This is a genomic window from Paenirhodobacter sp. YD-8, assembly GCF_056590935.1.
In genome coordinates, this window is record NZ_CM152649.1 from 162,501 (window position 1) to 186,538 (window position 24,038).

Below are 24,038 nucleotides of genomic sequence, written 5' to 3' on the forward strand. Positions count from 1 at the left end.
CGAGGAACCCGAGGAGCTGCGCCAGCTGGTCGAAAGCGCCGACACGCTCGAGGGCTTTGCCACCGGCGTTGCCGACCTCGACAACGACATCGGCGCACCGATGGAGGATTTCGCCTCGGCCAAGGGCAGCCTGCCGATGCCGGTGATCGGCTCGGTGCTGCGCCAGTTCAACGAGGCCGACGCCGCCGGCATCCGCCGGCCCGGTCTGGTGGTGGCGACGGCGCCCGCCTCGCTGGTCACTGCGCCCTGGCCGGCGACGATCCGCTATCGCGGGCCGCTGCTCGACTACGGAAATGTGATGATTCTCGAACCGGCGAAGGGCTATCTTCTGGTTCTGGCCGGGCTGGGCACCGTCTATGGTGAAACCGGCGACGTGCTGGCCGCCGGGGCCCCGGTGGGGCTCATGGGCGGCACGGAACCCGGCGCGCAGGAATTCGGTGCCGATTTCGTGCAGGCGGCGCAGAAGGGCGGCAGTGCGGGCCGCACCGAGACGCTGTATTTGGAATTGAGGAAGGGCAAGGCGCCCGTGGACCCCGCCGCGTGGTTCACCCAGACGAAAGACCAGGGGTAGAGTATGAAGAAGTTCGTCATGGCCGCACTCGGCGGCACGGTTGCCGGGGTGCTGATCTCGACGCAGGTCGCCCCGCTGCTGGCGCAGGAGGCCAGCAAGCCCGCCTCGGTCTATGAACAGCTCGATCTGTTCGGCGACATCTTCGAGCGGATCCGCGCGGATTACGTCGAACCCGTCGACGACAAGAAGCTGATCGAGGCCGCGATCAACGGCATGCTCAGCTCGCTCGACCCGCATTCGAGCTATCTGCCGCCCGACGATTACGCCGACATGAAGGTGCAGACGCGCGGTTCCTTCGGCGGACTCGGCATCGAGGTGACGCAGGAAGACGGCTTCGTGAAGGTCGTCTCGCCGATGGACGGCACGCCGGCCGCCGAAGCGGGCATCCAGTCGGGCGATTACATCACCCATGTCGACGGCGAGAGCCTGATGGGCCTGACCCTCGACCAGGCGGTCGACAAGATGCGCGGCCCGGTCGGCAGCGAGATCACCATCACCGTGGCGCGCCAGGGCCAGCAGGACCCCTTCGACGTGACGATGACCCGCGACACGATCAAGCTCACCGCGGTGAAGGGCCGGCTCGAGGGCAAGACCGTCGTGCTCCGGATCACCACCTTCAACGATCAGACTTTCCCGAACCTTCAGGAAAGTCTGAAAAAGGCGATCGACGAGGCCGGTGGCTTGGACAAGGTCGACGGCATCGTGATCGACCTGCGCAACAACCCGGGCGGGTTGCTGACCCAGGCGATCTCGGTCTCCGACGCCTTCCTCGACAAGGGCGAGATCGTCTCGACTCGCGGCCGCAAGCCCGAGGACAGCGAGCGCTGGAACGCGACACCGGGCGACCTGGCGCAGGGCAAGCCGATCGTCGTGCTGATCAACGGCGGCTCGGCCTCGGCCTCGGAAATCGTCACCGGTGCGCTGCAGGACCACCACCGCGCAATCGTCGTCGGCACCAAGAGCTTCGGCAAGGGTTCGGTGCAGACGGTGATGCCGATCCGCAGCGAAGGGGCGATGCGACTGACCACGGCGCGCTATTACACGCCCTCGGGCCGCTCGATCCAGGCGCTCGGCATCCAGCCCGATATCGTCGTGCCGCAACCCGATGCCGCCCCGACCACCGAGGACCAGACGAGCGAGGACAAGCCCGCAGCCAAGACCCGGTCCGAAGCCGATCTGCAAGGGATTCTGAGCAACGACTCGATGACCGAGGACGAGAAGAAGCAGGCCGAGGAAGAGCGCGCCAAGGCCGAGGAGGCCGCGAAGCTGCGCCTGCAGGACTTCCAGCTTGCCTATGCGATCGACATCATCAAGGGCATGAAGGTGATGGCGCAGGACACTGACGCCGATCCGGCGACGCCCGCGGCCCCGGCCGATGCCGCGCCGGAAAAGGCACCGGAGAAGGCGCCGGTGAAACCCGCGCCGAAACCCGCGAACTGAGACAACGGGGGGCCGACCGGCCCCCCTCTTTCGCCAGGAAGAAGACCATGACCCCCGAAGAAATCTCCGCCCTCCCGTATCGCCGCAACGTCGGCGTGGTGCTGATGAACCCGCAGGGCCTGGTCTTCACCGGCCAGCGCATCGACAGCCCGGTGCCCGCCTGGCAGATGCCGCAAGGCGGCATCGACGAGGGCGAGAAGCCGAAGGAAGCGGCGCTGCGCGAGCTGTGGGAAGAAACCGGCGTGCGCCCCGATCTGGTCGAGAAGATCGCCAAGACGCGCGACTGGATCACCTATGACCTGCCCGCGGATCTGGTCGGCAATATCTGGAAGGGCCGCTACCGCGGGCAGAAGCAGAAGTGGTTCCTGCTGCGCTTCCTCGGCCACGACAGCGATGTGAACATCGCGACCGAGCATCCCGAATTCTCGGTCTGGGCCTGGAAGCCCCATACCGAGGTGCTCGAGGGCATCGTGCCCTTCAAGCGCGCGGTCTACGAGGCGGTCTTCGCCGAATTCCGCGACTATTTCGCCTGATCTTCAGAAATCGAGACCTAGGTCGAGCGTGCGCGCCGAATGGGTAAGCGCACCCGACGAGATATAGTCGACGCCCGTCGACGCCACCTCGGCAATGCGGGAAAGCTGCATGTTTCCAGAGGCTTCCAGAACCACGCGACCGCCGGCAAGGGTCACGGCGCGGCGCAGCGTCGGGGTGTCCATGTTGTCGAGCAAGATCACGTCGGCGCCGCCGACCTCCAGCGCCTCTTCCAGCTGATCGAGACGGTCGACCTCGAGCTCGACGCGCATCATGTGGCTGCGCGCCGCCTTCGCCGCCTCGAGCACGGCACGGATGCCACCCGCCGCGGCGACGTGATTGTCCTTGATGAGAATCGCGTCCGACAGGCCGAAGCGGTGGTTCGAGCCGCCGCCATGCGCGACCGCCATCTTTTCCACCACCCGCAAGCCCGGAGTCGTCTTGCGGGTGCAGGTGATGCGGGTTTTCGTGCCCCGGGTCTCGGCGACGAAGGCCGCGGTCAGCGTGGCGATGCCGCTCAGCCGGCCGGCGAAATTCAGCGCGACGCGCTCGCCCATCAGGATCGAGGCGGCATCGCCCTCGATCCGCATCAGCGTATCGCCGGGCGCGATCGGGCTGCCGTCGGTGACACACGTTTCGACGCTCAGCGCCGGGTCCACCAGGCGGAAGGCGAGAGCCGCGATCTGCATCCCAGAGACCACGCCCGCCTCGCGCGCATTCAGCCGGGCGGCATAGCGGGTGCCGGCCGGCACCACGGCACGGGTGGTGACATCGCCCATCGGCGACAGGTCTTCGGTCAGCGCCGCGCGCACCAGCGGTTCAAGCAGGAAATCGGGCAGGGGGGCGGTCATCGGTCCTCCGTCGCGCGGGCGCGGATCGCGCACGCCTCGTCAAGCGTGATGCGGGTGCGGCGGGCCCGGGTTGGGTCTGCCTGTGGAAAATCGGCGCGGAAGTGGCCACCGCGGCTTTCCTCGCGCGCCAGCGCCGCCGCCGCGATCAGCGTTGCCGTCGCGGTCATGTTGCGCAGCGAGTCGCCGGTGGTCGCGGCCTCGATCTCGGCGATGGTGCGCAGCGCGGCTTTCAGCCCGGCAGCGGTGCGCACCACGCCGACGCCATCGGTCATCGCCGCGCGCAGCCGGGTGACCGCGGCCTCATCGGTCACTTCATTTCCCTCGGGGATCTCCAGATCGACCTCGGGCGCCGATGCCATCGGCACGGCCGAAGCAATGCCCTCGGCACAGATCCGGGCAAAGACCAGTGCCTCGAGCAGCCCGTTCGAGGCAAGCCGGTTCGCGCCATGCAGCCCGGTCGAGGAGGCCTCGCCGCAGACCCACAGATGGCCGAGCGACGCGCGGCCATCCTCGGTCACGTCGATGCCACCCATGTGGTAATGCGCGGCGGCGGCAACCGGGATCGGCTGCGAAACAGGGTCTATTCCGGCCCTTTTGCAGGCCTGCGCCACGGCCGGGAAGCGGGTCAGGATCTCGGCGCCCAGACAGGCGCGGGTGTCGAGCGCGGGCGCACGACCGGCCTGACGCTCCAGATAGACGGCGCGGGCGACGATGTCGCGCGGCGCAAGTTCGGCATCCTTGTGAACGGGCAGCATGAAGCGCTCACCCCGCGAATTCACCAGAACCGCGCCTTCGCCGCGCAATGCCTCGGTCGCGAGGGGCGCAGGGTCCTCGCCACTCGCAATCGCGGTCGGGTGAAACTGCACGAATTCCGGATCGGCGATGCGGGCGCCGGCGCGCGCCGCCATGCCGATCACCTGTCCCCGGATCCGCGGCGGGTTGGTGGTGACGGCGAAAAGCCCGCCCGAGCCGCCGCCGGCCAGCAGCACCGCCGGCGCGCGGAGCAACAGCTTGCCCGAGGGCGTATGCGCCTTCTTCACCCAGACCCCGGTCACCGCGCCATCGGTCACCTCGAGCGAGGTCGCAAGCACCCCCTCGGCGACCTGGATCGAGGCCGTGCCACGCACGGCGGCAATCAGCGTCTGCATGATCTCGTGCCCGGCCTGATCGCCCTTCACCCGCACCACGCGGGCGGTCGAATGCGCCGCCTCGCGCGACATCACATAGCCGCCCTCGGGGCTGCGGTCGAAGGGCGTGCCAAGCGCCGTGAGGTCGAGGATGCGGCTCGGCGCCTCGCCCGTCACCAGCCGGGCGATGGTCGGATCGACGATGCCGGCCCCCGCGGTCTCGGTGTCGCGGGCATGGGCGGCGGTGCTGTCGCTGGCCGCCATCGCCGCCGCAACGCCACCCTGCGCCCAGGCGGAAGAGGCGCCTTCGCCCAGAACCTCGGGCGAGATCACCAGAACCGGACGCGGGGAGAGCTTCAGAGCCGCATAAAGCGCGCCGAGCCCAGCCCCGACGATCACGATGCGCGGGGTTTCGATCACTTCGCGATCTTCCGCGAGAGATCGATCATCCGCTCGACCGCCACGCGCGCCTTCGCGGCGATGACGGGATCGACGGTGACCTCCTCGGTCCCGGTATGCAGCGACCACAGTATTTTCTCGAGTGTGATCTTCTTCATGTAGGGGCACATGTTGCAGGGCCCGACGAAATCCACATCCGGCAGCGCGTCGGCGATGTTCGACGCCATCGAGCATTCGGTGACCAGCATCGCGTGGCTCGGATGTTCGCGGGTGACATAGTCGATGATTCCCGAAGTGGACCCCGAGAAATCCGATTCGGCCACGACATCGGGCGGGCATTCCGGATGGGCGATGATTCGCGTCTCGGGGTGCAACGCACGGAACTCGCGCAGGTCGCGCGCGGTGTATTGCTCGTGCACGATGCAGGACCCGGCCCACCAGACCACGCGTTTTGACGGAACCTGCTTCGCCACGTTCTGCGCAAGATATTGATCTGGCGTCATAATTACCGTGTCTTCCGGCATCGCCGCGACAATTTGCGCTGCGTTGGCAGATGTGCAGCAAATGTCAGACGCCGCCTTCACAGCGGCCGTCGTGTTGACATAACTCACGACCGGAGCGCCGGGATATCGGGCCCGCATCTGGGCGATTCCCTCGGGCGTGATCGATTCGGCAAGCGAGCAGCCGGCCTCGACATCGGGAATCAGCACCGTCTTCGCCGGGTTCAGGATCTTCGAGGTCTCGGCCATGAAATGCACGCCGCATTGCACGATCACCTGCGCCTCGACCTTCGTCGCCTCGATCGCCAGTTGCAGGCTGTCGCCCACGACATCGGCAACGCCGTGATAGATCTCCGGCGTCATGTAGTTGTGCGCCAGGATCACCGCGTTCTTCTCGCGCTTCAGCCGGTTGATCGCACGGATATAGGGGGCGTGACGGGCGAAGTCGGGCAGGGGGACGACGCGGTCCATCCGGGCATGGATGTCGCGCATCTCCTCGGCCAGTGTCAGCGACGGCGCAAGGTCATAGGCCTCGGCCAGGGTGGCACGGATCACGGCAAGGTCCAGCATGTTTCCTCCCGACACATGAGAACGAGCCAGCATGTAAGGGCTCGGACCGCCGGGTGAAACAGCAAAATTGCTGGAAAAGACGAATTTATGAAACTTTTATCGGATGGTCCGATTCAACGGTTCCAGATCGCTTTCTCGCCCAGCTTGGCCACGAAGGCAGCATGGGCCTCGGCCTCCTCCGGAGTGATGCGCGAGGGCAGGGGCGTCGGGCGCGGACGCGGGCGCCAGTCATCCTCGGCGCTCGCATTCTTCGCGCGCGAGGTATCCACCGTCAGACCGAAGACCGGCTGCCGGCCGCCGATCAGTTCGAGATAGACGTCAGCCAGAATCTCCGAGTCAAGCAGCGCCCCGTGCAGCGTGCGCGAGGAGTTGTCGATGTTGAACCGCCGGCACAGCGCATCGAGCGAGGCGGGTGAGCCCGGAAAGCGGCGGCGCGCCATCATCAGCGTGTCGAGCGCGCGGTCATTCGCGATCAGCGGCTTCTTCGCCCAGCCCAGTTCCGCGTTCAGGAATTTCATGTCGAAGGCGGCATTGTGGATGACGAGCTTGGCATCCTCGCCGATGAAATCGAGGAAGTCCTGGGCGATGGCGGCAAAGACCGGCTTGTCGCGCAGGAACTCCTCGCCCAGCCCGTGGACCTCGAAGGCCTCGGTCGGCATGTCGCGTTCGGGGTTGATGTACTGGTGATAGGTGCGGCCGGTCGGCACGTGGTTGAACAGCTCGACCGCACCGATCTCGACGATGCGGTGACCTTCGTTCGGTTCGAAGCCGGTGGTTTCGGTGTCGAGGACGATCTCACGCATGGCGGGCCCTGATCTCGGCAATCAACTGGCGCACGGCTGCGCGGGTGCCCTCGATCGTGTGGGTCTCGATCACATGATGGGCGCGGGCGCGCTTGTGCGCATCGGGAAGCTGGCGGTCGAGGATCAGGTCGAGCTGCGCCTCGGTCATCGTGCCGCGGGCCAGGACCCGGGCACGCTGATGCTCGGCCGGGACCGAGACGACAAGCACGGCGTCACAGATCTTGTCGGCGCCGGTCTCGAACAGCAGCGGGATGTCCAGAAGGATCAGATCGGCCTCGGAATGGGCCTTGATGAACTCCATCCGCGCGGCCGTCGTCAGCGGGTGAACGATCGATTCCAGCCGGGACAGAGCCTGTTTGTCGCCGTGCAGGACCTCGCGCAGGCGCGCGCGGTCGACGGCACCTTCGACCACGACGCCGGGAAAGGCCTCGGCAATCGCCGGCACGGCGGCGCCACCCGGGGCGTAAAGCGCATGCACCGTCGCATCGGCATCCCAGACCGGCACGCCTTCCTCGGCGAACATCTTCGCCGTGGTCGACTTGCCCATGCCGATCGAGCCTGTCAGGCCGAGGAGAAAGGGTCTGTTCATGCCGAAAGCACCGCCTCGCGCAGCTCGGGCGTGACCTCGGGGCGGTGGCCGAACCAGCGCTCGAAGCCCGGAACGGCCTGATGCAGAAGCATGCCCAGACCATCGACCGTGGTGCAGCCCATGGCCGCCGCCTCTTCCAGAAGTTTCGTGCGCAGCGGGGTATAGACGCAGTCGGTCACCACGGCGCGGCTGTCGAGCGCATCAAGGGGCACGCGGAATTCGGCCTTGCCCTCCATGCCGAGGGAGGAGGTGTTCACCACGGTGCGGGCGTCCTCCATCATGTTGCCGGCCTGCACCCAGTCATAGACGACGACGCGGGCGCCGAATTCGGTGCGCAGCACATCCGCCCGCGCCCGGGTGCGGTTCGCGATGCGGATCTCGGGCACGCCGACCTCGAGCAGCGAGGCGACGATGGCGCGCGCGGCGCCACCGGCGCCGATCACCGCCGCCGGTCCCTCGGCCGGTGCCCAGCCCGGCGCGCCCTCGCGCAGGTTGGCGATGAAGCCGTAGCCGTCGGTGTTGTCGGCATGGATACGGCCGTCCGGGCGGAAGATCAGCGTGTTCGCCGCCCCGATCAGCGCGGCACGGTCCGACACCACATCAGCCAGCGCCAGCACCGCCTCCTTGTGCGGAATGGTGACGTTGCAGCCGACGAAACCGGCCTTCGGCAGCGCGCGCAGCACCGTCTCCAGGTCTTCGGCCGCCACATCCATCGGGATGTAATGGCCGCGGATGCCGTATTGCTTCAGCCAATAGCCATGCAGCGCCGGCGAACGCGAATGTGCAATCGGCGAGCCGATGACGCCGGCCAGCGGAATCCGGGGATGGTCGTTCATGTCGTCAGATCTCCGCGCACATGCAGCCAGTTCAGGAACTCGATCAGCGGGAGCCCCAGAACGGCAAAGTAATCGCCTTCGACGGCAGAGAAAAGCCGCACGCCCTCTTCCTCGAGCTTGTAGCAGCCGACGGCGTGGCGAATGCTGTCCCAATTGCGCGCGACATAGTCCTCGATGAAGGCGTCGGAGAGCGGGTGCATCCGCAGCCGCACCTCGGACACATGGCGCCACAGCGGCGCCCCGTCGCGCAGCGCCACCAGCGCCGACAGCAGCCGGTGCGTCTGACCCGACAACGCGCGCAGATGCTCGATCGCCTCTTCGGGCGTCGCGGGCTTGGCAAAGATCCGGCCCTTCAGCTCCAGCACCTGATCGGCACCGAGGACCAGGTGCCCCGGCCGCCGCGCCGAGATTTTCGCGGCCTTCATCTCGGCCAGCGCATCGGCGACGTCGCGCGGCGTCGCCCCTTCGGCCTCGAGCGAGGCACGGATTGCCTCTTCGTCGATGCGGCCGGGCAGGATCTCGACCTCGATGCCGGCGGCGCGCAGCAGACGCGCCCGGATTTCGGAGGAAGAGGCGAGGGTGAGGGCGAAAGTCATGTGGACAACATCCGGGAGAACTGCCGGGGCAAAGCTGTGGAGCCGCCGGGGTATGGAATTTCCTCCCCTGTTCTGGCGCGTTTCGGCCTGGAACGAAAGCGGACTCTGCACCTGTGACTCCGCTCTGGGGGCAAATGTGAGCGACTCATGAATCGCCAGTGAGTCGTCCGGCTTTTCCACAGATTCGTCCCGCCCGATGATTTCGTGAATCTCATTGAAGCTGAAAGATAATTCCGCGACATCCCGAGTCCGGGACAAACAGATGGGGACTCTTGTCCACCCTGGGGAAAACTGTGCTGAAACTGCGTAATCCCCATTATCCACAGGGCAAACATCATCATCATCTTTTCTTTTATTTCTTTTTATCTTTATGAAGTGATGCGAACGGAGGGACCGATGACCGACTTTCTGCTGACCGCCTACCCCTGGGTCAAAAGCCTGCATGTCATGTCGGTGCTCGCCTGGATGGCGGGGCTGTTCTACCTGCCACGGCTTTACGTCTATCATGTCGAGGGCCTCAAAAAGCAGGGCGTGACCCGCGGTTCGGACATGGAGCTGCTGTTCCGGCATCAGGAACGTCTGTTGATGAAGGCGATCATGGCGCCCGCGATGCTCTCGAGCTGGTTCTTCGGGCTGCTGCTGGTCGTCACCCCGGCGGTGATCGACTGGTCTGCCGCCTGGCCCTGGGCGAAGTGCGCCGCGGTGATCGCGATGACCGGCTATCATTTCTTCCTCGAGGTCGCGCGCAAACGCTTCATCGCTGGCGAGAACCGGATGACCGGCCGGCAATGGCGGATGATGAACGAAGTTCCGACGCTTCTGATGATCGTCATCGTGCTCGCGGTGATCGTGAAGTTCTGAGCATTCGTTGACTCGCGGCCCCTCAGGGCTTATCTGCGAAATCAGCCCCGGCCGTCCGGCCGACAGGTTCTTCTGAAGACGACGATGGACACGCGCTGCCGGGACGCCGGCCGGCGCCCTTTGCGGATGGAATGCCGATGAACACCGAAACCGAACGGCTCAATCTTGCGGATCTGAAGGCCAAGAGCCCGAAGGACCTGCTGGCGATGGCCGAGGACTGGGAGATCGAGAACGCCTCGACCATGCGCAAGGGCGAGATGATGTTCTCGATCCTGAAAGAGCATGCCGAGGAAGGCGTCGAGATCGGCGGGGACGGTGTGCTCGAGGTGCTGCAGGACGGGTTCGGCTTCCTGCGCTCGCCCGAGGCGAACTATCTGCCCGGCCCTGACGACATCTACGTCTCCCCCGACATGATCCGGCAATACAGCCTGCGCACCGGCGACACGGTCGAGGGGATCATCCGCGCACCCGGCGAAAACGAGCGCTATTTCGCCCTGACCTCGGTCGAACGGATCAACTTCGAGGACCCGGACAAGGCCCGCCACAAGGTCGCCTTCGACAACCTCACGCCGCTTTACCCGGACGAACGGCTGAAGATGGAAATCGAGGATCCGACGATCAAGGATCGTTCGGCCCGGATCATCGACCTCGTGGCGCCGATCGGGAAGGGGCAGCGCGGCCTGATCGTGGCGCCGCCGCGCACCGGTAAGACGGTTCTGCTGCAGAACATCGCGCATTCGATCGCGACCAATCATCCGGAATGCTACCTGATCGTGCTTCTGATCGACGAACGTCCGGAAGAAGTGACCGACATGCAGCGCTCGGTGAAGGGCGAGGTGATCTCCTCGACCTTCGACGAACCGGCGACGCGGCACGTCGCGGTCGCCGAAATGGTGATCGAGAAGGCGAAGCGCCTGGTCGAGCACAAGCGCGACGTGGTGATCTTGCTCGACTCGATCACCCGTCTCGGTCGCGCCTACAACACCGTGGTGCCGAGCTCGGGCAAGGTGCTGACCGGCGGTGTCGACGCGAACGCGCTGCAGCGGCCGAAGCGCTTCTTCGGTGCCGCGCGCAACATCGAGGAGGGCGGCTCGCTGACGATCATCGCGACTGCGCTGATCGACACCGGCTCGCGCATGGACGAGGTGATCTTCGAAGAGTTCAAGGGCACCGGCAACTCGGAAATCGTGCTCGACCGCAAGGTGGCGGACAAGCGCGTCTTCCCGGCGATGGACATCCTCAAATCGGGCACCCGCAAGGAAGACCTGCTGGTCGACCAGAAGGATTTGCAGAAGACCTATCTGCTGCGCCGCATCCTGAACCCGATGGGCACTACCGATGCGATCGAGTTCCTGATCTCCAAGCTGAAGCAGACGAAGTCGAACGCCGAGTTCTTCGATTCGATGAACGGCTGAGGTCTTTCGACCGATGGACACCATCTTCGCCCTGGCGACGGCTCGCGGAAAGGCGGGCGTCGCGGTCGTCCGCATTTCCGGCCCGCGGGCCTGGGCGGCGGCCGAGATGCTGGCCGGGTCCTTGCCCGTGCCACGCCAGGCCGCGCTGCGCCGGCTGCGGCTGGCGGGGGACGAGCTCGACGAGGCGGTGGTGCTGTGCTTTGCCGCCGGCGCGAGTTTCACCGGCGAAGAGGTGGCTGAGCTTCATGTGCATGGCGCGGTGGCGACGGTCGCCGCGGTGCTGCGGGCGCTTGGGGGCATCGAAGGGCTGCGGCTGGCCGAGCCCGGCGAGTTTACCCGCCGCGCGCTGGAAAACGGCCGGCTCGACCTGGCCCAGGTCGAAGGCCTGTCGGACCTGATCGAGGCGGAGACCGAGGCGCAGCGCAAGCAGGCGCTGGCAGTTCTGTCGGGCTCTGTCGGTCAGGTGGTCGAGGACTGGCGCGCGCGGCTGATCCGGGCGGCGGCGCTGCTCGAGGCAACCATCGATTTCGCCGACGAGGAGGTGCCGGTCGACGTCAGCCCAGAGGTGACCACATTGATCGACGGTGTCATCGCCGCGCTGCGCGATCAGATCGCGCGGGTCGGCGCAGCGGAGCGGGTGCGCGAGGGCTTCGAGGTGGCAATCGTCGGTCGGCCGAATGCAGGCAAGTCGACCTTGCTGAATGCGCTGGCCGGGCGCGAGGCGGCGATCACCTCGGAAATCGCAGGCACGACGCGCGATGTGATCGAGGTGCGGATGGACCTTGGCGGGCTGGCGGTCACCCTGCTGGACACCGCCGGGCTGCGCGAGACCGGCGATGTGGTCGAGGCGATCGGCGTCGAGCGGGCGCTTGCCCGGGCGGCGCAGGCCGATCTGCGGATCTTCCTGCTCGACGGGGCGGAAGTGCCGCTGCTGCTGCCCGAGCCGGGCGATCTGGTGGTGCAGGGCAAGGCCGATCTTCACCCGGGTGAGGGGCTCGCCGTGTCGGGCAAGACCGGGGCGGGCCTTGACCGGCTGGTCGCCGAGGTCACCGCGCGGTTGCAGGATCGGGCCGCAGGGGCCGGCGTGATGACCCGCGAGCGACACCGGATGGCAATGGAGCGCGCATTTCAGGCTTTGGAATCGGCGCGAAATGAGGTATTGCGCGGGTCCGATCGGGTCGAGCTGGCCTCCGAAGGGGTGCGTCAGGCGGCCCGGGCGCTTGAATCCATGGTCGGGCGGGTGGATGTGGAGCATCTTCTCGACGAGATTTTCGCGAGCTTCTGCATCGGCAAGTGAGGAGTGTTTCACGTGAAACATCTTGACGTCATCGTCGTCGGCGGCGGTCATGCCGGCACCGAGGCAGCCCATGCGGCGGCCCGGGCGGGGGCGCGCACGGCGCTGGTCACGCTGCGGCGCGAGGCGATCGGCGTGATGTCGTGCAATCCGGCGATTGGCGGGCTGGGCAAGGGCCATCTGGTGCGCGAGATCGACGCGCTCGATGGCGTGATGGGGCGGGCGGCCGACTTTGCCGGCATCCAGTTCCGCCTGCTGAACCGGCGCAAGGGGCCGGCGGTGCAGGGTCCGCGCGCGCAGGCGGACCGCAAGCTCTATCGTCTGGCGATGGCGCGGCTGACCGAGGCGCAGGAAAACCTCGAGGTGATCGAGGGCGAAGCCGCCGATCTGATCGTGATCGAAGGCCGCGTCGCCGGCGTGCGTCTGGCCGACGGCAGCGAGATCGGCGCGGCGGCGGTGGTGCTGACCACCGGCACCTTCCTGCACGGTGTCATCCATATCGGCGATCAGCGCCAGCCGGGCGGTCGTATCGGCGACAAGCCGTCGATCGCGCTGGCCGACCGGCTGCGCGATCTGGCCTTGCCGCTTGGTCGGCTGAAGACCGGAACGCCGCCGCGACTCGATGGGCGCACCATCGACTGGTCGGTTCTCGACAGCCAGCCGGGCGATGACGATCCGGCGATGTTCAGCTTCCTGCACAAGGCGCCCTTCGTGCGGCAGATCTCCTGCGGCATCACCCATACGAACGAGCGCACGCACGAGCTGATCCGCGAAAACCTCGGCCGGTCGGCGATGTATGGCGGCCATATCGAGGGGGTCGGACCGCGCTATTGCCCCTCGATCGAGGACAAGGTCGTGCGCTTTGCCGACAAGACCTCGCATCAGGTGTTCCTGGAGCCCGAGGGGCTGGACGACGACACGATCTATCCAAATGGTATTTCCACCTCTTTGCCCGTCGATGTGCAGGAGGTTTACGTCCGCTCGATCCGCGGTCTCGAGGATGTGAAAATCCTGCAGCCGGGCTATGCGATCGAATATGATTTCGTCGACCCGCGCGCGCTGACCCCGACGCTGGAACTGCGCGAGCAGCCGGGGCTTTATCTTGCCGGGCAGATCAACGGCACCACGGGCTATGAAGAGGCGGCGGCGCAGGGGCTGGTCGCCGGTCTGAACGCGGCGCGGGCGGCGCAAGGGCAGGGGGCGGCCATCTTCAGCCGCACGAACAGCTATATCGGCGTGATGATCGACGATCTGGTGACGCGCGGTGTGGCCGAGCCCTATCGTATGTTCACCTCGCGCGCCGAATTCCGGCTCTCGCTGCGCGCCGATAATGCGGACCAGCGGCTGACCCCGATGGGGATCGCGCTTGGCTGCGTGGGGGGGGAGCGGCAGGCGGCTTTCGCGCAGAAGATGGAGGCGCTGGACGTCGGCCGTGCGCTGCTCGATTCGCTGATCCTGACGCCGAAACAGGCGATTTCCGCCGGGCTGAAGGTGAACCAGGACGGCAGCAAGCGCTCGGCCTTCGAACTTCTGTCCTTCCCGGACATCGGCCTGGCCGAATTGTCGGCCGTGTTCCCGCAGATGACGGAGCTTCCCACCGAGATCGCCGATCAGCTGGCCAAGGACGCGCTCTATGCCAGCTATATCGAGCGGCAGGAGCGCGACGTGGCCGCAATGAAGCGCGACGAGCATTGGGAAATTCCAGCCGATTTCGATTATGCGGCGCTGTCCGGCCTGTCGAATGAGCTGAAACTGAAGCTCGGTCGGGCGAGGCCGCAGACGCTCGCCCAGGCCAGCCGGGTCGATGGGGTGACGCCGGCGGCGCTGGCGCTGATCCTTGCCTGCCTGCGGCAGGCCAGCCGGGTGGCCTCGGCATGAGCGTCGAGGTCTTCTCCGCGGCCGTCGATGTTTCACGTGAAACACTCGACCGGCTGACCGCCTACGAGGCGCTTCTGCGCAAGTGGAATGCGGCGATCAACCTGGTCTCGCCGCAGACGCTCTCGCAGGTCTGGACGCGGCATTTCCTCGATTCGGCGCAGATCTTCGCGCTTGGCCCGGAGACGGCGCGGACCTGGGCCGATCTGGGCAGTGGCGGCGGCTTTCCCGGACTGGTGATCGCGGTGCTCGCGGCCGAAAAGCGCCCCGATCTGGTGGTGACGCTGGTTGAAAGTGACCGGCGCAAGTCGGCCTTCCTGATGACCGCGGCGCGCGAACTCGGCCTTTCCGTTGCGGTGAAAAGCGATCGGATTGAGGCACTCGCGCCGCTTCAGGCCGATATCCTCAGCGCGCGTGCGCTGGCGCCGCTGAGCGATCTTCTGGGCTTTGCCGAGCGCCACCTTGCCCCCGGCGGAACCTGTCTTTTCCCGAAAGGGGCGCGCTGGCGCGAAGAGCTTGCGCCGGCGCAAGAAAGGTGGTCCTTTCACCTCAACCCGCATCCCAGCGAGACCGAGTCCGAAGCCGTTATCCTGCAGATCGATGGAGTGAAACGTGTCTGATCCGACTCGGCCGCCCGGGCCCAGAATCATCGCCGTCGCCAATCAGAAGGGCGGGGTGGGCAAGACCACCACCGCGATCAACCTTGCCGCTGCACTGGTCGAGGCCGGGCAGCGCGTGCTGCTTGTCGATCTCGACCCGCAGGGCAATGCCTCGACCGGGCTTGGCCTCGAGACCGAGGATCGGAAGTCGAGCACCTACGAGCTGATCCTCGAAGACGCGCCGATCTCCTCGGTCGTGCAGGAAACCGGCATCGAGGGGTTGTGGATCTGCCCGGCGACCACCGATCTCTCGTCGGCCGACATGGAGCTGGTGTCGAACGAAAAGCGCAGCTTCCTGCTGCATGACGCGCTGCGCCAGCCCGACATCGACGCCTTCGCGCTTGATTATGTGCTGATCGACTGCCCGCCGTCGCTGAACCAGTTGACGGTGAACGCGATGGTCGCGGCGCATTCGGTTCTGGTGCCGCTGCAGGCGGAATTCTTCGCGCTCGAAGGCCTGTCGCAGCTGATGCTGACCATTCGCGAGGTGCGCCAAAGCGCGAATCGTGACCTGCGCATCGAAGGCGTGGTTCTGACCATGTATGACGTGCGCAACAACCTCTCCCAGCTGGTCGAGGCGGATGCGCGCAACACGCTGGGCGAGCTCGTGTTCCGCACGATGATCCCGCGCAATGTGCGGGTGTCCGAGGCGCCGTCCTATGCGATGCCGGTCACCAGCTATGATTCCGGCTCGCGTGGGGCGACGGCCTATCGCGCGCTGGCGAGTGAACTTCTTGCCCGGCATGCCGCGGCGACTACCAGGGGATAAGGGATGGCGGAGAAGAAACCCGAACGGCGTGGTCTGGGGCGTGGTCTGTCGGCGCTGATGGCGGATGTCCATCTGGCGCCCACGGCCGAACCCGCGGCGGCACCGCGTCGGGCGGAAATGTTCGTCCCGATCGAGAATATCGAGCCCAATCCCGACCAGCCGCGCCGCGATTTCGAGCCCGAGGCGCTGGATGAACTGGCGGCCTCGATCCGCGAGAAGGGCGTCATCCAGCCGCTGATCGTGCGCCGCCATCCGCGCAAGGAAGGGCAATACGAGATCGTCGCCGGCGAGCGGCGCTGGCGTGCCTCGCAGCTGGCGCAGCTGCATGAGCTGCCGGTGATCCTGCGCGAGTTCACCGATAACGAGGTGCTCGAGGTCGCGATCATCGAAAACATCCAGCGCGCCGATCTGAACCCTCTGGAAGAGGCGCTCAGCTATCGCGCGCTGATGGATCGTTTCGGCCATACCCAGGAAAAGGTGGCCGAGGCGCTGTCGAAAAGCCGCAGCCATATCGCGAACCTGCTGCGTCTGCTGAACCTGCCCGACGAGGTGCAGGGGATGCTGCGCGCGGGTCAGCTGAGCGCGGGGCACGCGCGGGCGATGATCACCGCGCCCGATCCGGTCAAGCTGGCGCGCGATACCGTCTTGAAGGGGCTGTCGGTGCGCGATGTCGAGCGGCTTGCGAAAAAGTCGGTGACGCCGCCGGGCGAGGGGGCACAGAAGCCGCGCCGCCCGTCCGAGAAGGATGCCGATACCCGGGCACTGGAAGGCGATCTGAGCGCTAGCGTTGGTATGAAGGTGTCGATCGACCACAAGGGGTCGGAGGGTGGTCTCGTCACCATCGCCTATCGCGACCTCGACGAGCTGGACCGGATCTGCTCGCTCCTCAGCGCCGGGCGCTGAAGCTCAGGGCATCAACTCCCGGATCACGCCATTCAGCACCGCGCGGCCTTCACGGGTGGCGCGGATCCGGCCATCCAAGGTTTCCACCAGACCCAGCTCGCCCAGATCTGCGAGCTTTTCGGCGGGCAGGTCGGTGCCCGAGAGCGCGCGATAGCGCGCCGGATCGATCCCCTCGCTCAGCCGCAGCCCGAAGAGCAGGAATTCGACCGCCTGATCCTCGAGCGGCAACGCCTCGCGCGGGAGTTCGCCCGAGCCGCGCTGCTCCACGGATTGCAGCCACAGGGCAGGGGCCTTGGGCGTGACCGTCGCCTGCCGCGTGCCGCCAAGGGTCAGCCGGCCATGCGCGCCGGGGCCGATGCCGGCGTAATCGCCATAGCGCCAATAGATCAGATTGTGCCGGCTTTCGGCCCCCTCGCGAGCGTGGTTCGACACTTCATAGGCCGGAAGCCCCGCCGCCTCGCAGATTTCCTGCGTGCGCAGATACATGTCGGCGGCCAGTTCCTCGTCGGGCAGGCCGGTCAGCTTGCCGGCCGCGGCACGGCGGCCAAAGGCGGTGCCTTCCTCGATCGTCAGCTGGTAAAGCGAGAAGTGATCCACCGCCATCGCCAGCGCCTCGCGCAGTTCGGCCTCCCAGGCGGACAGGTCCTGATCCTGGCGCGCATAGATCAGATCGAAGCTGACGCGGTCGAAATGGCTGCGGGCGATGTCGAAGGCGGCGCGTCCCTCGGCGGCGCTGTGCATCCGGCCAAGCCGCGTCAGATCGGCGTCGTTCAGCGCCTGCATCCCCATCGAGACGCGGTTCACGCCGCCCTCGGAATAGGCTCTGAACCGGCCGGATTCGATGCTGGTGGGGTTCGCCTCGAGGGTGATCTCGATGTCATTCGCCTGCCGCCATGTGCGCCGCACCCGTTCGAGGATCGCCGCCACAAGGTCGGGGTCCATCAGCGAGGGGGTGCCGCCGCCGAAGAAGACCGAGTTCAGCACCCGGTCCTGCGTTTCGGCGCCCAGACGGTCGATCTCGGCAAGATAGGCGCGTTGCCAGCGTGCCTGGTCGATCTCCGCCGCCACATGGCTGTTGAAATCGCAATAGGGGCATTTGGCGGCACAGAAGGGCCAGTGCAGGTAAAGGCCGAACCCGCCGTGCCGCCAATCGTCGCTCATCCCTTGAACGCCGTCACTTCGATCTCGATCTTCATCGCGGGGTTTACCAGCCCCGCGACGATCATCATCGCGGCCGGGCGGATCTCGCCGAAGGTCTCGGACAGGGCGGGGATGATTTCCTCGACATAGGCCGCATCGGTGATGACGTAATTCGCCCGCACCACATCGGCCATCGAGAAGCCGGCGCCTTCCAGAACGCCCCGGATCGTGGCGAGCGTGTTGCGCGCCTGCTCCAGGACGCTGTCCGGGAAGGTCTTGCTGACCGGATCGGCGCCGGTGGTGCCGGCGACGAAGCACCAGTCGCCCTGCACCACGGCGCGCGAATAGCCAAGTTTCGGTTCATAGGGCGAGCCGCCCGAGATGTTCTGTCGTGCCATTTTCGCCTCGAAACATTGCACCAGCTTGCGGAAGGCATCCGCGCGGTGGCTGATCTGGTTCTTCTTCGCCGGGTCCATCTCGGCGAAGGTGATGTCATGGCCCTCGGGCTGGAACATCGGGTCATAGCCATGGCCATGCGCACCGCGCATCGGCCAGATAAGCTGGCCCTCGGCCTTGCCCTCGAAGACCTCGTCATGGCCATCTGGCCAGGCGAGCACGAGGGTCGAGCGGAAGCGCGCGGTGCGCGGCATCGGCGCGGCGATCTTCTCGCAGGCGTCCCAGGTGCGGGTCATCGCAAGCGTGAAGTCGCGCCCGGTCGGGGTTTCGGCCCAATCGGCGGTATAGACGCCGGGGGCACCGTCGAGCGCGTCCACCTCGATGCCGCTGTCGTCGGACAGCGCCGGCAGGCCGGTGGCCTTCGCCGCCGCATGTGCCTTGATCCGGGCATTGCCGACGAAGGTCGTCTCGGTTTCCTCGGGCTCGGGCAGGCCGAAATCGTCGTTCGACAGCACGGTGATGCCGAAGGGCGCGAGCAGCGCCCGCATCTCCTCCAGCTTGCCCTTGTTGTGGGTGGCGAACAGCAGCCTGTCGCCGGTGAACTTCCTCATGCCAGCGCCGCCTTCTGCGCTGCGACCAGCTGCGCCACGCCCGCCTCGGCCAGGTCGAGAAGCTTCGTCATCTCGTCGCGCGAGAAGGTCGCGCCCTCGGCCGACATCTGCACCTCGATCAGCTTGCCGGCGCCGGTCATGATGAAGTTGCCGTCGGTGCCCGCCTCGCTGTCCTCGGCATAGTCGAGGTCGCACACCGGCTGGCCGGCATAGATGCCGCAGGAAATCGCCGCGACATGGTCAAGCAGCGGGTCCGAGGCGATCAGACCCGATTTCAGCAGCTTGTTCACCGCAAGACGCAGCGCGACCCAGCCCCCGGTGATCGAGGCGCAGCGGGTGCCGCCATCGGCCTGGATCACGTCGCAGTCGACGACGATCTGCCGCTCGCCAAGGGCCGAGCGGTCGACGCCGGCGCGCAGCGCGCGGCCGATCAGGCGCTGGATCTCCTGCGTGCGGCCCGACTGCTTGCCGGCCGCCGCCTCGCGCCGGGTGCGCGAATTGGTGGCGCGCGGCAGCATGCCGTATTCCGCCGTCACCCAGCCCAGCCCGGTGCCCTTCAGGAAGGACGGCGCGCGGTCCTCGATCGTTGCGGTGCACAGCACATGGGTGTCACCGACCTTGATCAGGCACGAGCCCTCTGCATGTTTCGTGATCCCGGTTTCGATTGAAATCGGGCGGCATTCACTTAGATTTCTGCCGGAGGGGCGCATGATCAGTCCTTTCGAAGAGTTTGCCTCATTTGAGGCCGCCCGCGCCATGATGCAACCCCGAAGCAGGGCGACGCCTGATTGACGGGCGCGGCAGGGCGGCTTTAATGCGGGGATGAGCCACGCCATGCACGACCAGACACAACTTCTGACGGAACTCAACGACCGCTCGCGCGAGGTTTTCCGGCGGGTGGTCGAGGGCTATCTCGAAACCGGCGACCCGGTGGGGTCACGCACCCTGACCCGGCAGATGAGCGAGAAGCTCTCCGCCGCGACGATCCGCAACGTGATGCAGGATCTCGAATACATGGGGCTCCTGGGCAGCCCGCATGTCTCGGCCGGGCGGGTGCCGACGCAGCTCGGGCTGCGGATGTTCGTCGACGGCTTCATGGAGGTCGGCGAGGTTCACGTGACCGACCGGCAGGCGCTGGATGCGACGCTGGGCGCGAACGAGCCCGGGGTGGGCTCGCTTCTCGACCGCGTCGGCGCAGCGCTGTCGGGCATCACCCATGGCGCGAGCCTGGTCCTGGCGCCCAAGCACGAGGCGCCGATCCGCCACATCGAATTCGTCTCGCTCGGGCCCGATCGGGCGCTGGTGGTGCTGGTCTTTGCCGACGGGCAGGTGGAGAACCGCGTCTTCACCCCGCCGCCGGGGCAGACCCCCTCGTCGATGCGCGAGGCCGCGAATTTCCTCAATGCGCTGGCCGAGGGCCGCACGCTGAGCGAGCTGCGCGCCGATATCCGCGAAGAGATCGTCGCGCGCCGGCAGGAGCTTGATACGCTCGCCGCGGAGCTGGTCGAAAGCGGGCTCGCGCAATGGGCCGATCAGGGCGCGCCCTACGAGCGGCTGATCGTGCGCGGGCGTTCGAACCTGCTCGACGGCGAGGAGGATCTCGACCGGATTCGGTCTCTGTTCGACGATCTCGAACGCAAGCGCGACATCGCCGAGTTCCTCGACCTGACCGAGGACGGCGACGGTGTGCGCATTTTTATCGGCTCGGAGAACAAGCTTTTCTCACTTTCGGGTTCCTCTCTGGTCGTCTCTCCCTATATGAACGCGGATCGGAAGATCATCGGTGCGGTCGGCGTGATCGGGCCCACGCGGCTGAATTACGGCCGGATCGTGCCGATTGTCGATTATACGGCGCAGCTGGTCGGGCGGGTTCTGTCCGGCCGCGGCAAGGGGTAGGACCATGACCGAGAAGAAAGACGAGATCCTCGAGGATCAGGAGCAGCTGAACGACCCGCTGGGCGCGGCGATGGCGGAAGGCTTCGACGAGATCGAGGCCCTGCGTGCCGAGCGCGACGAGTTCAAGGACCGCTTCATGCGCGCGCTGGCCGATGCCGAGAACGCCCGCAAGCGCGCCGATCGCGACCGTCGCGAGGCCGAGAACTATGGCGGCTCGAAACTGGCCCGCGACATGTTGCCGGTGTTCGACGCGCTGAAGCGTGCGCTCGATGCGGCGGGCGACGAGGTGCGGGCCGCGGCGCCGGCGCTGATCGAGGGGGTGGAACTGACGCAGCGCGAGCTGCTGAACGTGTTCAAGCGTCACGGCATCCAGGCGATCATGCCGCAGGTCGGCGACAAGTTCGATCCGCAGCAGCACGAGGCGATGTTCGAGGCGCCGGTGCCCGGCACCACCGCGGGCGACATCATCCAGGTGATGACCGAAGGCTTCCTGCTGCATGACCGGCTGCTGCGTCCGGCCAAGGTCGGTGTCAGCTCGATGCCGAAGAGCTGAGTCCCGGTGGGGAACCCGGGCGCCTTGCCCGGTCTGTGAAACGGCCTTCCTCCGGAAGGCCGTTTTTTTACGCCTCACCCCGGGATATTTCCGGCAATTGGAAGATCAGGGCTTGAGCAGGGCCCGGAGGCCATAAAGAGCCTCCATCGCCTGTTTCGGCGTCATCTCGTCGGGGTTGATGTCGCGCAGCGCCGCCGCGATGGCCGCGCTTTCGGGGGCGGCGGCTGCGGGCGCCGGATGCGCCGCGGCCGAGAACAGCGGCAGGTCGTCGATGACCATCTGCTTCTTCCCGCCGCCCTCGCGGTCGCCCTGTTCCAGCGCTTCGAGCACGACACGGGCCCGCGCCACCACGCTTTCGGGCAGGCCTGCGAGCCGCGCCACCTGCACGCCATAGCTGCGATCGGCCGCGCCCTTCTTCACCTCGTGCAGGAAGATCACCTCGCCCTGCCATTCCTTGACCGAGACGGTGGCGTTCTCGACGCCGTCGAGCTTCGCCGAAAGCGCCGTCATCTCGTGGTAATGGGTGGCAAACAGCGCGCGGCAGCGGTTCACCCCGTGCAGATGTTCCAGAACCGCCCAGGCGATCGACAGCCCGTCATAGGTCGCCGTGCCGCGGCCGATCTCGTCCAGGATCACAAGCGCGCGGTCGTCGGCCTGATTGAGGATTGCCGCGGTCTCGACCATCTCGACCATGAAGGTCGAGCGGCCGCGGGCAAGGTCATCGGCGGCACCCACGCGCGAGAAGAGCTGGCTCACCAGCCCGATATGGGCGCGGCGCGCGGGCACGAAACTGCCGGCCTGGGCCAGCAGTGCGATCAGCGCGTTTTGCCGCAGGAAGGTCGATTTGCCGGCCATGTTCGGGCCGGTCAGCAGCCAGATCGCCGGCGTCTCGCCCGAGGTCAGGGCGCAGTCATTGGCGATGAAGGGCTCGCCCGAGCGCTTCAGCGAGGCCTCGACCACCGGGTGGCGGCCGCCCTCGATCTCGAAGGCGCGGCTTGCGTCCACCGTGGGTTCGACCCAGTCCTCGCCCGCGGCCAGATCGGCGAAGGCGGTGGCCAGGTCGATCTCGGCAAGCGCCCGCGAGGCCTCGCCGATCGGTCCGGCATGGGCGAGAATGGCCTGTTTCAGGCTGTCATAGAGCCGTTTCTCGATCTCGAGCGCGTGGTTGCCGGCGTTCAGGATCCGGGTTTCCAGCTCGCTCAGCTCGAGCGTGGTGAAACGCACCTGGTTCGCCGTGGTCTGACGGTGGATGAAGCGCTCGTTCAAGGGCGCCGAGAGCATCTTCTCGGCATGGGTGGCGGTCGTCTCGATGAAATAGCCCAGCACGTTGTTGTGCTTGATCTTCAGCGAGGTGATGCCGCTTTCCTCGATGTATTGCGCCTGCATCCGGGCGATGACGCCGCGGCCCTCGTCGCGCAGCTGGCGGGTCTGGTCGAGCTCGGCGTCATAGCCGGTCGCGATGAAGCCGCCATCGCGCGCCAGAAGCGGCGGCTCGGCGACGAGCGCCGCATCCAGAAGTGCGGCGAGGGCATCGTGGCCCACGAGCACCGCGGCCGCCTCGGCCAGAAGCGCCGGCGGCTCCACCGGGGCAAGGCTCGCGGCGATGCGTCCGGCCTGGTCGAGCCCGTTGCGGATCGCCGCCATGTCACGCGGGCCGCCGCGGTCGAGCGAAAGCCGGCTCAGCGCGCGGTCCATGTCGGGGCAGCGCCGCAGATCGGCGCGCAGATCCTCCGAAAATCGACCCTGTTCCAGCAGGAAACGCACGGCATCATGGCGGGCGTGTATCTGGTTCAGATCGCGCGAGGGGGCCGAGATGCGGCGCTCCAGCAGCCGTGCGCCGGCGGCGGTCACGGTGCGGTCGATGGTGGTCAGCAGCGAGCCCTCGCGCCCGCCCGACAGCGCCTGCGTCAGTTCGAGGTTGCGCCGGGTTGCGGCGTCGATCTGCATCAGGCTGCCGGCCTCTTCGCGCAGCGGCCGGCGCAGCAGCGGCAGCTTGCCGCGCTGCGTCAGCTCCAGATAGTCGACGATCGCCCCCATGGCCGAAATCTCGACCCGCGAGAAGCTGCCGAAGGCATCGAGCGAGCCGACCGAGAACAGGCCCAGCAACCGCCGTTCCGCCCCCTGGCTGTCGAAGCTTGCGCGTGCAAGCGGGGTCAGCGCCGCCTTCAGATCAGAGACGATCTCGGCGCAATCGGCCTCGCGCAGCTCGCTCACCAGCACCTCGCGCGGGGCAAGGCGGGCCAGTTCTGGCGCAAGCCGGGTCAACGGGCAGGGCATCACCCGGAACTCACCGGTCGAGATGTCGACCCAGGCCAGCGCGCCCTCGCCGTGCATCTCGCTCCAGGCGGCCAGGAAGTTGTGGCGCCGCGCCTCGAGCAGGCTTTCCTCGGTCAGCGTGCCGGGGGTGACAAGGCGCACCACGTCGCGCTTCACCACTGATTTCGCGCCGCGCTTCTTCGCTTCGGCCGGGTCTTCCAGCTGTTCGGCGATGGCGACGCGGAACCCCTTGCGGATCAGCGTCAGCAGATAGCCCTCGGCGGCATGGATCGGCACGCCGCACATCGGGATTTCCTCGCCCAGATGCAGCCCGCGTTTCGTCAGCGCGATGTCGAGCGCGGCCGAGGCCGCGACGGCATCGTCGAAGAACATCTCGTAGAAATCGCCCATCCGGTAGAACAGCAGCGCCCCCGGATTCGCCTCCTTGATTGCGAGATATTGCGCCATCATCGGCGTGATTGTCGGCTCGGCCATGCGTTCCCCCGTTTGGCGCGACCCTACAAAAGGCGGAATCCGGGTGCAAATCCATTGAGACGTGCCAGAGGTGGCGTTATGAGAAGGCGCGACCGGAGGAGC

The 24,038-nt window shown here is 66.7% G+C and carries 23 protein-coding genes and 1 pseudogene (1 of these 24 only partly in view); 12 read left to right on the top strand and 12 right to left on the bottom strand.

What is annotated here, in order from left to right:
* The 3 genes in view from AC0QTQ_RS00755 to AC0QTQ_RS00765 are tightly spaced (at most 47 nt apart) and all read left to right on the top strand, a layout consistent with a single transcriptional unit that may run on beyond the window.
* Positions 1 to 571, top strand: the 3' portion of a protein-coding gene (locus tag AC0QTQ_RS00755; RefSeq protein ID WP_480257848.1) for a murein hydrolase activator EnvC family protein. Its footprint begins 569 nt before the window's first position; 571 of the gene's 1,140 nt are visible here — the last part of the coding sequence; its start codon lies beyond the left edge, outside the window; its stop codon occupies positions 569 to 571.
* Between the two features lie 3 nt (positions 572 to 574).
* Entirely contained in the window at positions 575 to 2,011 is a 1,437-nt protein-coding gene (locus AC0QTQ_RS00760) for a S41 family peptidase (protein ID WP_480257849.1), read from the top strand.
* A 47-nt stretch (positions 2,012 to 2,058) separates the two neighbouring features.
* Positions 2,059 to 2,544, top strand: coding sequence for an RNA pyrophosphohydrolase (locus AC0QTQ_RS00765; protein WP_121530960.1), 486 nt, complete (start codon positions 2,059 to 2,061; stop codon positions 2,542 to 2,544).
* A 3-nt stretch (positions 2,545 to 2,547) separates the two neighbouring features.
* Here AC0QTQ_RS00765 and nadC read toward each other — a convergent pair whose 3' ends face one another.
* From nadC to AC0QTQ_RS00800, 7 genes are all read right to left on the bottom strand, one after another.
* Positions 2,548 to 3,393 (bottom strand): carboxylating nicotinate-nucleotide diphosphorylase, encoded by an 846-nt coding sequence (gene nadC, locus AC0QTQ_RS00770; RefSeq protein WP_480257850.1) that lies wholly within the window; start codon positions 3,391 to 3,393, stop codon positions 2,548 to 2,550.
* Complete coding sequence (locus AC0QTQ_RS00775; RefSeq protein ID WP_480257851.1) at positions 3,390 to 4,940, bottom strand: L-aspartate oxidase; 1,551 nt, start codon at positions 4,938 to 4,940, stop codon at positions 3,390 to 3,392. Before AC0QTQ_RS00775 ends, nadC begins: the two co-directional genes overlap by 4 nt.
* Positions 4,937 to 5,989 carry a quinolinate synthase NadA gene (gene nadA / locus AC0QTQ_RS00780; protein ID WP_480257852.1) on the bottom strand — a complete coding sequence of 351 codons (1,053 nt, stop codon included), beginning with the start codon at positions 5,987 to 5,989 and terminating at the stop codon, positions 4,937 to 4,939. The genes AC0QTQ_RS00775 and nadA overlap by 4 nt, the downstream gene beginning before the upstream one ends.
* Positions 5,990 to 6,102: 113 nt before the next feature.
* Positions 6,103 to 6,792, bottom strand: a complete 690-nt coding sequence (gene dnaQ, locus AC0QTQ_RS00785; RefSeq protein WP_121530952.1) for a DNA polymerase III subunit epsilon — start codon at positions 6,790 to 6,792, stop codon at positions 6,103 to 6,105.
* The gene (coaE, locus tag AC0QTQ_RS00790) at positions 6,785 to 7,381 is read right to left on the bottom strand and encodes a dephospho-CoA kinase (RefSeq protein ID WP_480257853.1); all 597 of its coding nucleotides are present in this window, start codon (positions 7,379 to 7,381) and stop codon (positions 6,785 to 6,787) included. Before coaE ends, dnaQ begins: the two co-directional genes overlap by 8 nt.
* Positions 7,378 to 8,217: a shikimate dehydrogenase gene (locus tag AC0QTQ_RS00795; protein ID WP_480257854.1), complete on the bottom strand. Its 840-nt coding sequence runs from the start codon at positions 8,215 to 8,217 to the stop codon at positions 7,378 to 7,380. The genes coaE and AC0QTQ_RS00795 overlap by 4 nt, the downstream gene beginning before the upstream one ends.
* On the bottom strand, positions 8,214 to 8,813 hold the full coding sequence (locus tag AC0QTQ_RS00800) for a Maf family protein (RefSeq protein ID WP_480257855.1): 600 nt from the start codon (positions 8,811 to 8,813) through the stop codon (positions 8,214 to 8,216). The genes AC0QTQ_RS00795 and AC0QTQ_RS00800 overlap by 4 nt, the downstream gene beginning before the upstream one ends.
* 396 nt (positions 8,814 to 9,209) lie before the next feature.
* Here AC0QTQ_RS00800 and AC0QTQ_RS00805 point away from each other — a divergent pair, with 396 nt between their 5' ends.
* The 7 genes from AC0QTQ_RS00805 (at position 9,210) to AC0QTQ_RS00835 (ending at position 16,589) form a co-directional block, all read left to right on the top strand.
* The gene (locus tag AC0QTQ_RS00805) at positions 9,210 to 9,674 is read left to right on the top strand and encodes a CopD family protein (protein ID WP_480257856.1); all 465 of its coding nucleotides are present in this window, start codon (positions 9,210 to 9,212) and stop codon (positions 9,672 to 9,674) included.
* 131 nt (positions 9,675 to 9,805) lie between these two features.
* Positions 9,806 to 11,089: a transcription termination factor Rho gene (rho, locus tag AC0QTQ_RS00810; RefSeq protein ID WP_480257857.1), complete on the top strand. Its 1,284-nt coding sequence runs from the start codon at positions 9,806 to 9,808 to the stop codon at positions 11,087 to 11,089.
* A 13-nt stretch (positions 11,090 to 11,102) separates the two neighbouring features.
* Positions 11,103 to 12,386, top strand: a complete 1,284-nt coding sequence (gene mnmE / locus AC0QTQ_RS00815) for a tRNA uridine-5-carboxymethylaminomethyl(34) synthesis GTPase MnmE (protein ID WP_480257858.1) — start codon at positions 11,103 to 11,105, stop codon at positions 12,384 to 12,386.
* A 12-nt stretch (positions 12,387 to 12,398) separates the two neighbouring features.
* Positions 12,399 to 14,261 (top strand): tRNA uridine-5-carboxymethylaminomethyl(34) synthesis enzyme MnmG, encoded by a 1,863-nt coding sequence (mnmG, locus tag AC0QTQ_RS00820; RefSeq protein WP_480257859.1) that lies wholly within the window; start codon positions 12,399 to 12,401, stop codon positions 14,259 to 14,261.
* Positions 14,258 to 14,878, top strand: a complete 621-nt coding sequence (gene rsmG / locus AC0QTQ_RS00825; protein WP_480257860.1) for a 16S rRNA (guanine(527)-N(7))-methyltransferase RsmG — start codon at positions 14,258 to 14,260, stop codon at positions 14,876 to 14,878. Before mnmG ends, rsmG begins: the two co-directional genes overlap by 4 nt.
* Positions 14,871 to 15,686, top strand: a complete 816-nt coding sequence (locus tag AC0QTQ_RS00830; RefSeq protein WP_121530936.1) for a ParA family protein — start codon at positions 14,871 to 14,873, stop codon at positions 15,684 to 15,686. Before rsmG ends, AC0QTQ_RS00830 begins: the two co-directional genes overlap by 8 nt.
* A 3-nt stretch (positions 15,687 to 15,689) precedes the next feature.
* Positions 15,690 to 16,589, top strand: a complete 900-nt coding sequence (locus AC0QTQ_RS00835) for a ParB/RepB/Spo0J family partition protein (RefSeq protein ID WP_480257861.1) — start codon at positions 15,690 to 15,692, stop codon at positions 16,587 to 16,589.
* 3 nt (positions 16,590 to 16,592) lie between these two features.
* Here the strand turns inward: AC0QTQ_RS00835 and hemW are convergent, their stop codons facing one another.
* The 4 genes and pseudogenes from hemW to rph form a co-directional block, all read right to left on the bottom strand.
* Positions 16,593 to 17,750 carry a radical SAM family heme chaperone HemW gene (gene hemW, locus AC0QTQ_RS00840; protein WP_480257862.1) on the bottom strand — a complete coding sequence of 386 codons (1,158 nt, stop codon included), beginning with the start codon at positions 17,748 to 17,750 and terminating at the stop codon, positions 16,593 to 16,595.
* The gene (locus tag AC0QTQ_RS00845; RefSeq protein ID WP_480259181.1) at positions 17,747 to 18,127 is read right to left on the bottom strand and encodes a RidA family protein; all 381 of its coding nucleotides are present in this window, start codon (positions 18,125 to 18,127) and stop codon (positions 17,747 to 17,749) included. The genes hemW and AC0QTQ_RS00845 overlap by 4 nt, the downstream gene beginning before the upstream one ends.
* Positions 18,128 to 18,136: 9 nt before the next feature.
* A pseudogene (gene rdgB / locus AC0QTQ_RS00850) lies at positions 18,137 to 18,736 on the bottom strand (RdgB/HAM1 family non-canonical purine NTP pyrophosphatase); the annotation flags it as partial.
* Positions 18,733 to 19,446, bottom strand: a complete 714-nt coding sequence (rph, locus tag AC0QTQ_RS00855; protein WP_480257863.1) for a ribonuclease PH — start codon at positions 19,444 to 19,446, stop codon at positions 18,733 to 18,735. The pseudogene rdgB and the gene rph, both read right to left, overlap by 4 nt.
* Before the next feature lie 124 nt (positions 19,447 to 19,570).
* On the opposite strand from rph, the gene hrcA reads away from it, so the two are divergent.
* Together hrcA and AC0QTQ_RS00865 are read left to right on the top strand one after the other, a co-directional pair.
* On the top strand, positions 19,571 to 20,632 hold the full coding sequence (gene hrcA, locus AC0QTQ_RS00860; RefSeq protein WP_480257864.1) for a heat-inducible transcriptional repressor HrcA: 1,062 nt from the start codon (positions 19,571 to 19,573) through the stop codon (positions 20,630 to 20,632).
* 4 nt (positions 20,633 to 20,636) lie between these two features.
* A complete protein-coding gene (locus tag AC0QTQ_RS00865; protein ID WP_480257865.1) occupies positions 20,637 to 21,185 on the top strand; it encodes a nucleotide exchange factor GrpE in 549 nt (182 codons plus the stop codon).
* A gap of 105 nt (positions 21,186 to 21,290) precedes the next feature.
* On the opposite strand, the gene mutS is transcribed toward AC0QTQ_RS00865, so the two are convergent.
* Positions 21,291 to 23,936, bottom strand: coding sequence for a DNA mismatch repair protein MutS (gene mutS / locus AC0QTQ_RS00870; RefSeq protein ID WP_480257866.1), 2,646 nt, complete (start codon positions 23,934 to 23,936; stop codon positions 21,291 to 21,293).
* Between the last annotated feature and the right edge of the window lie 102 nt (positions 23,937 to 24,038).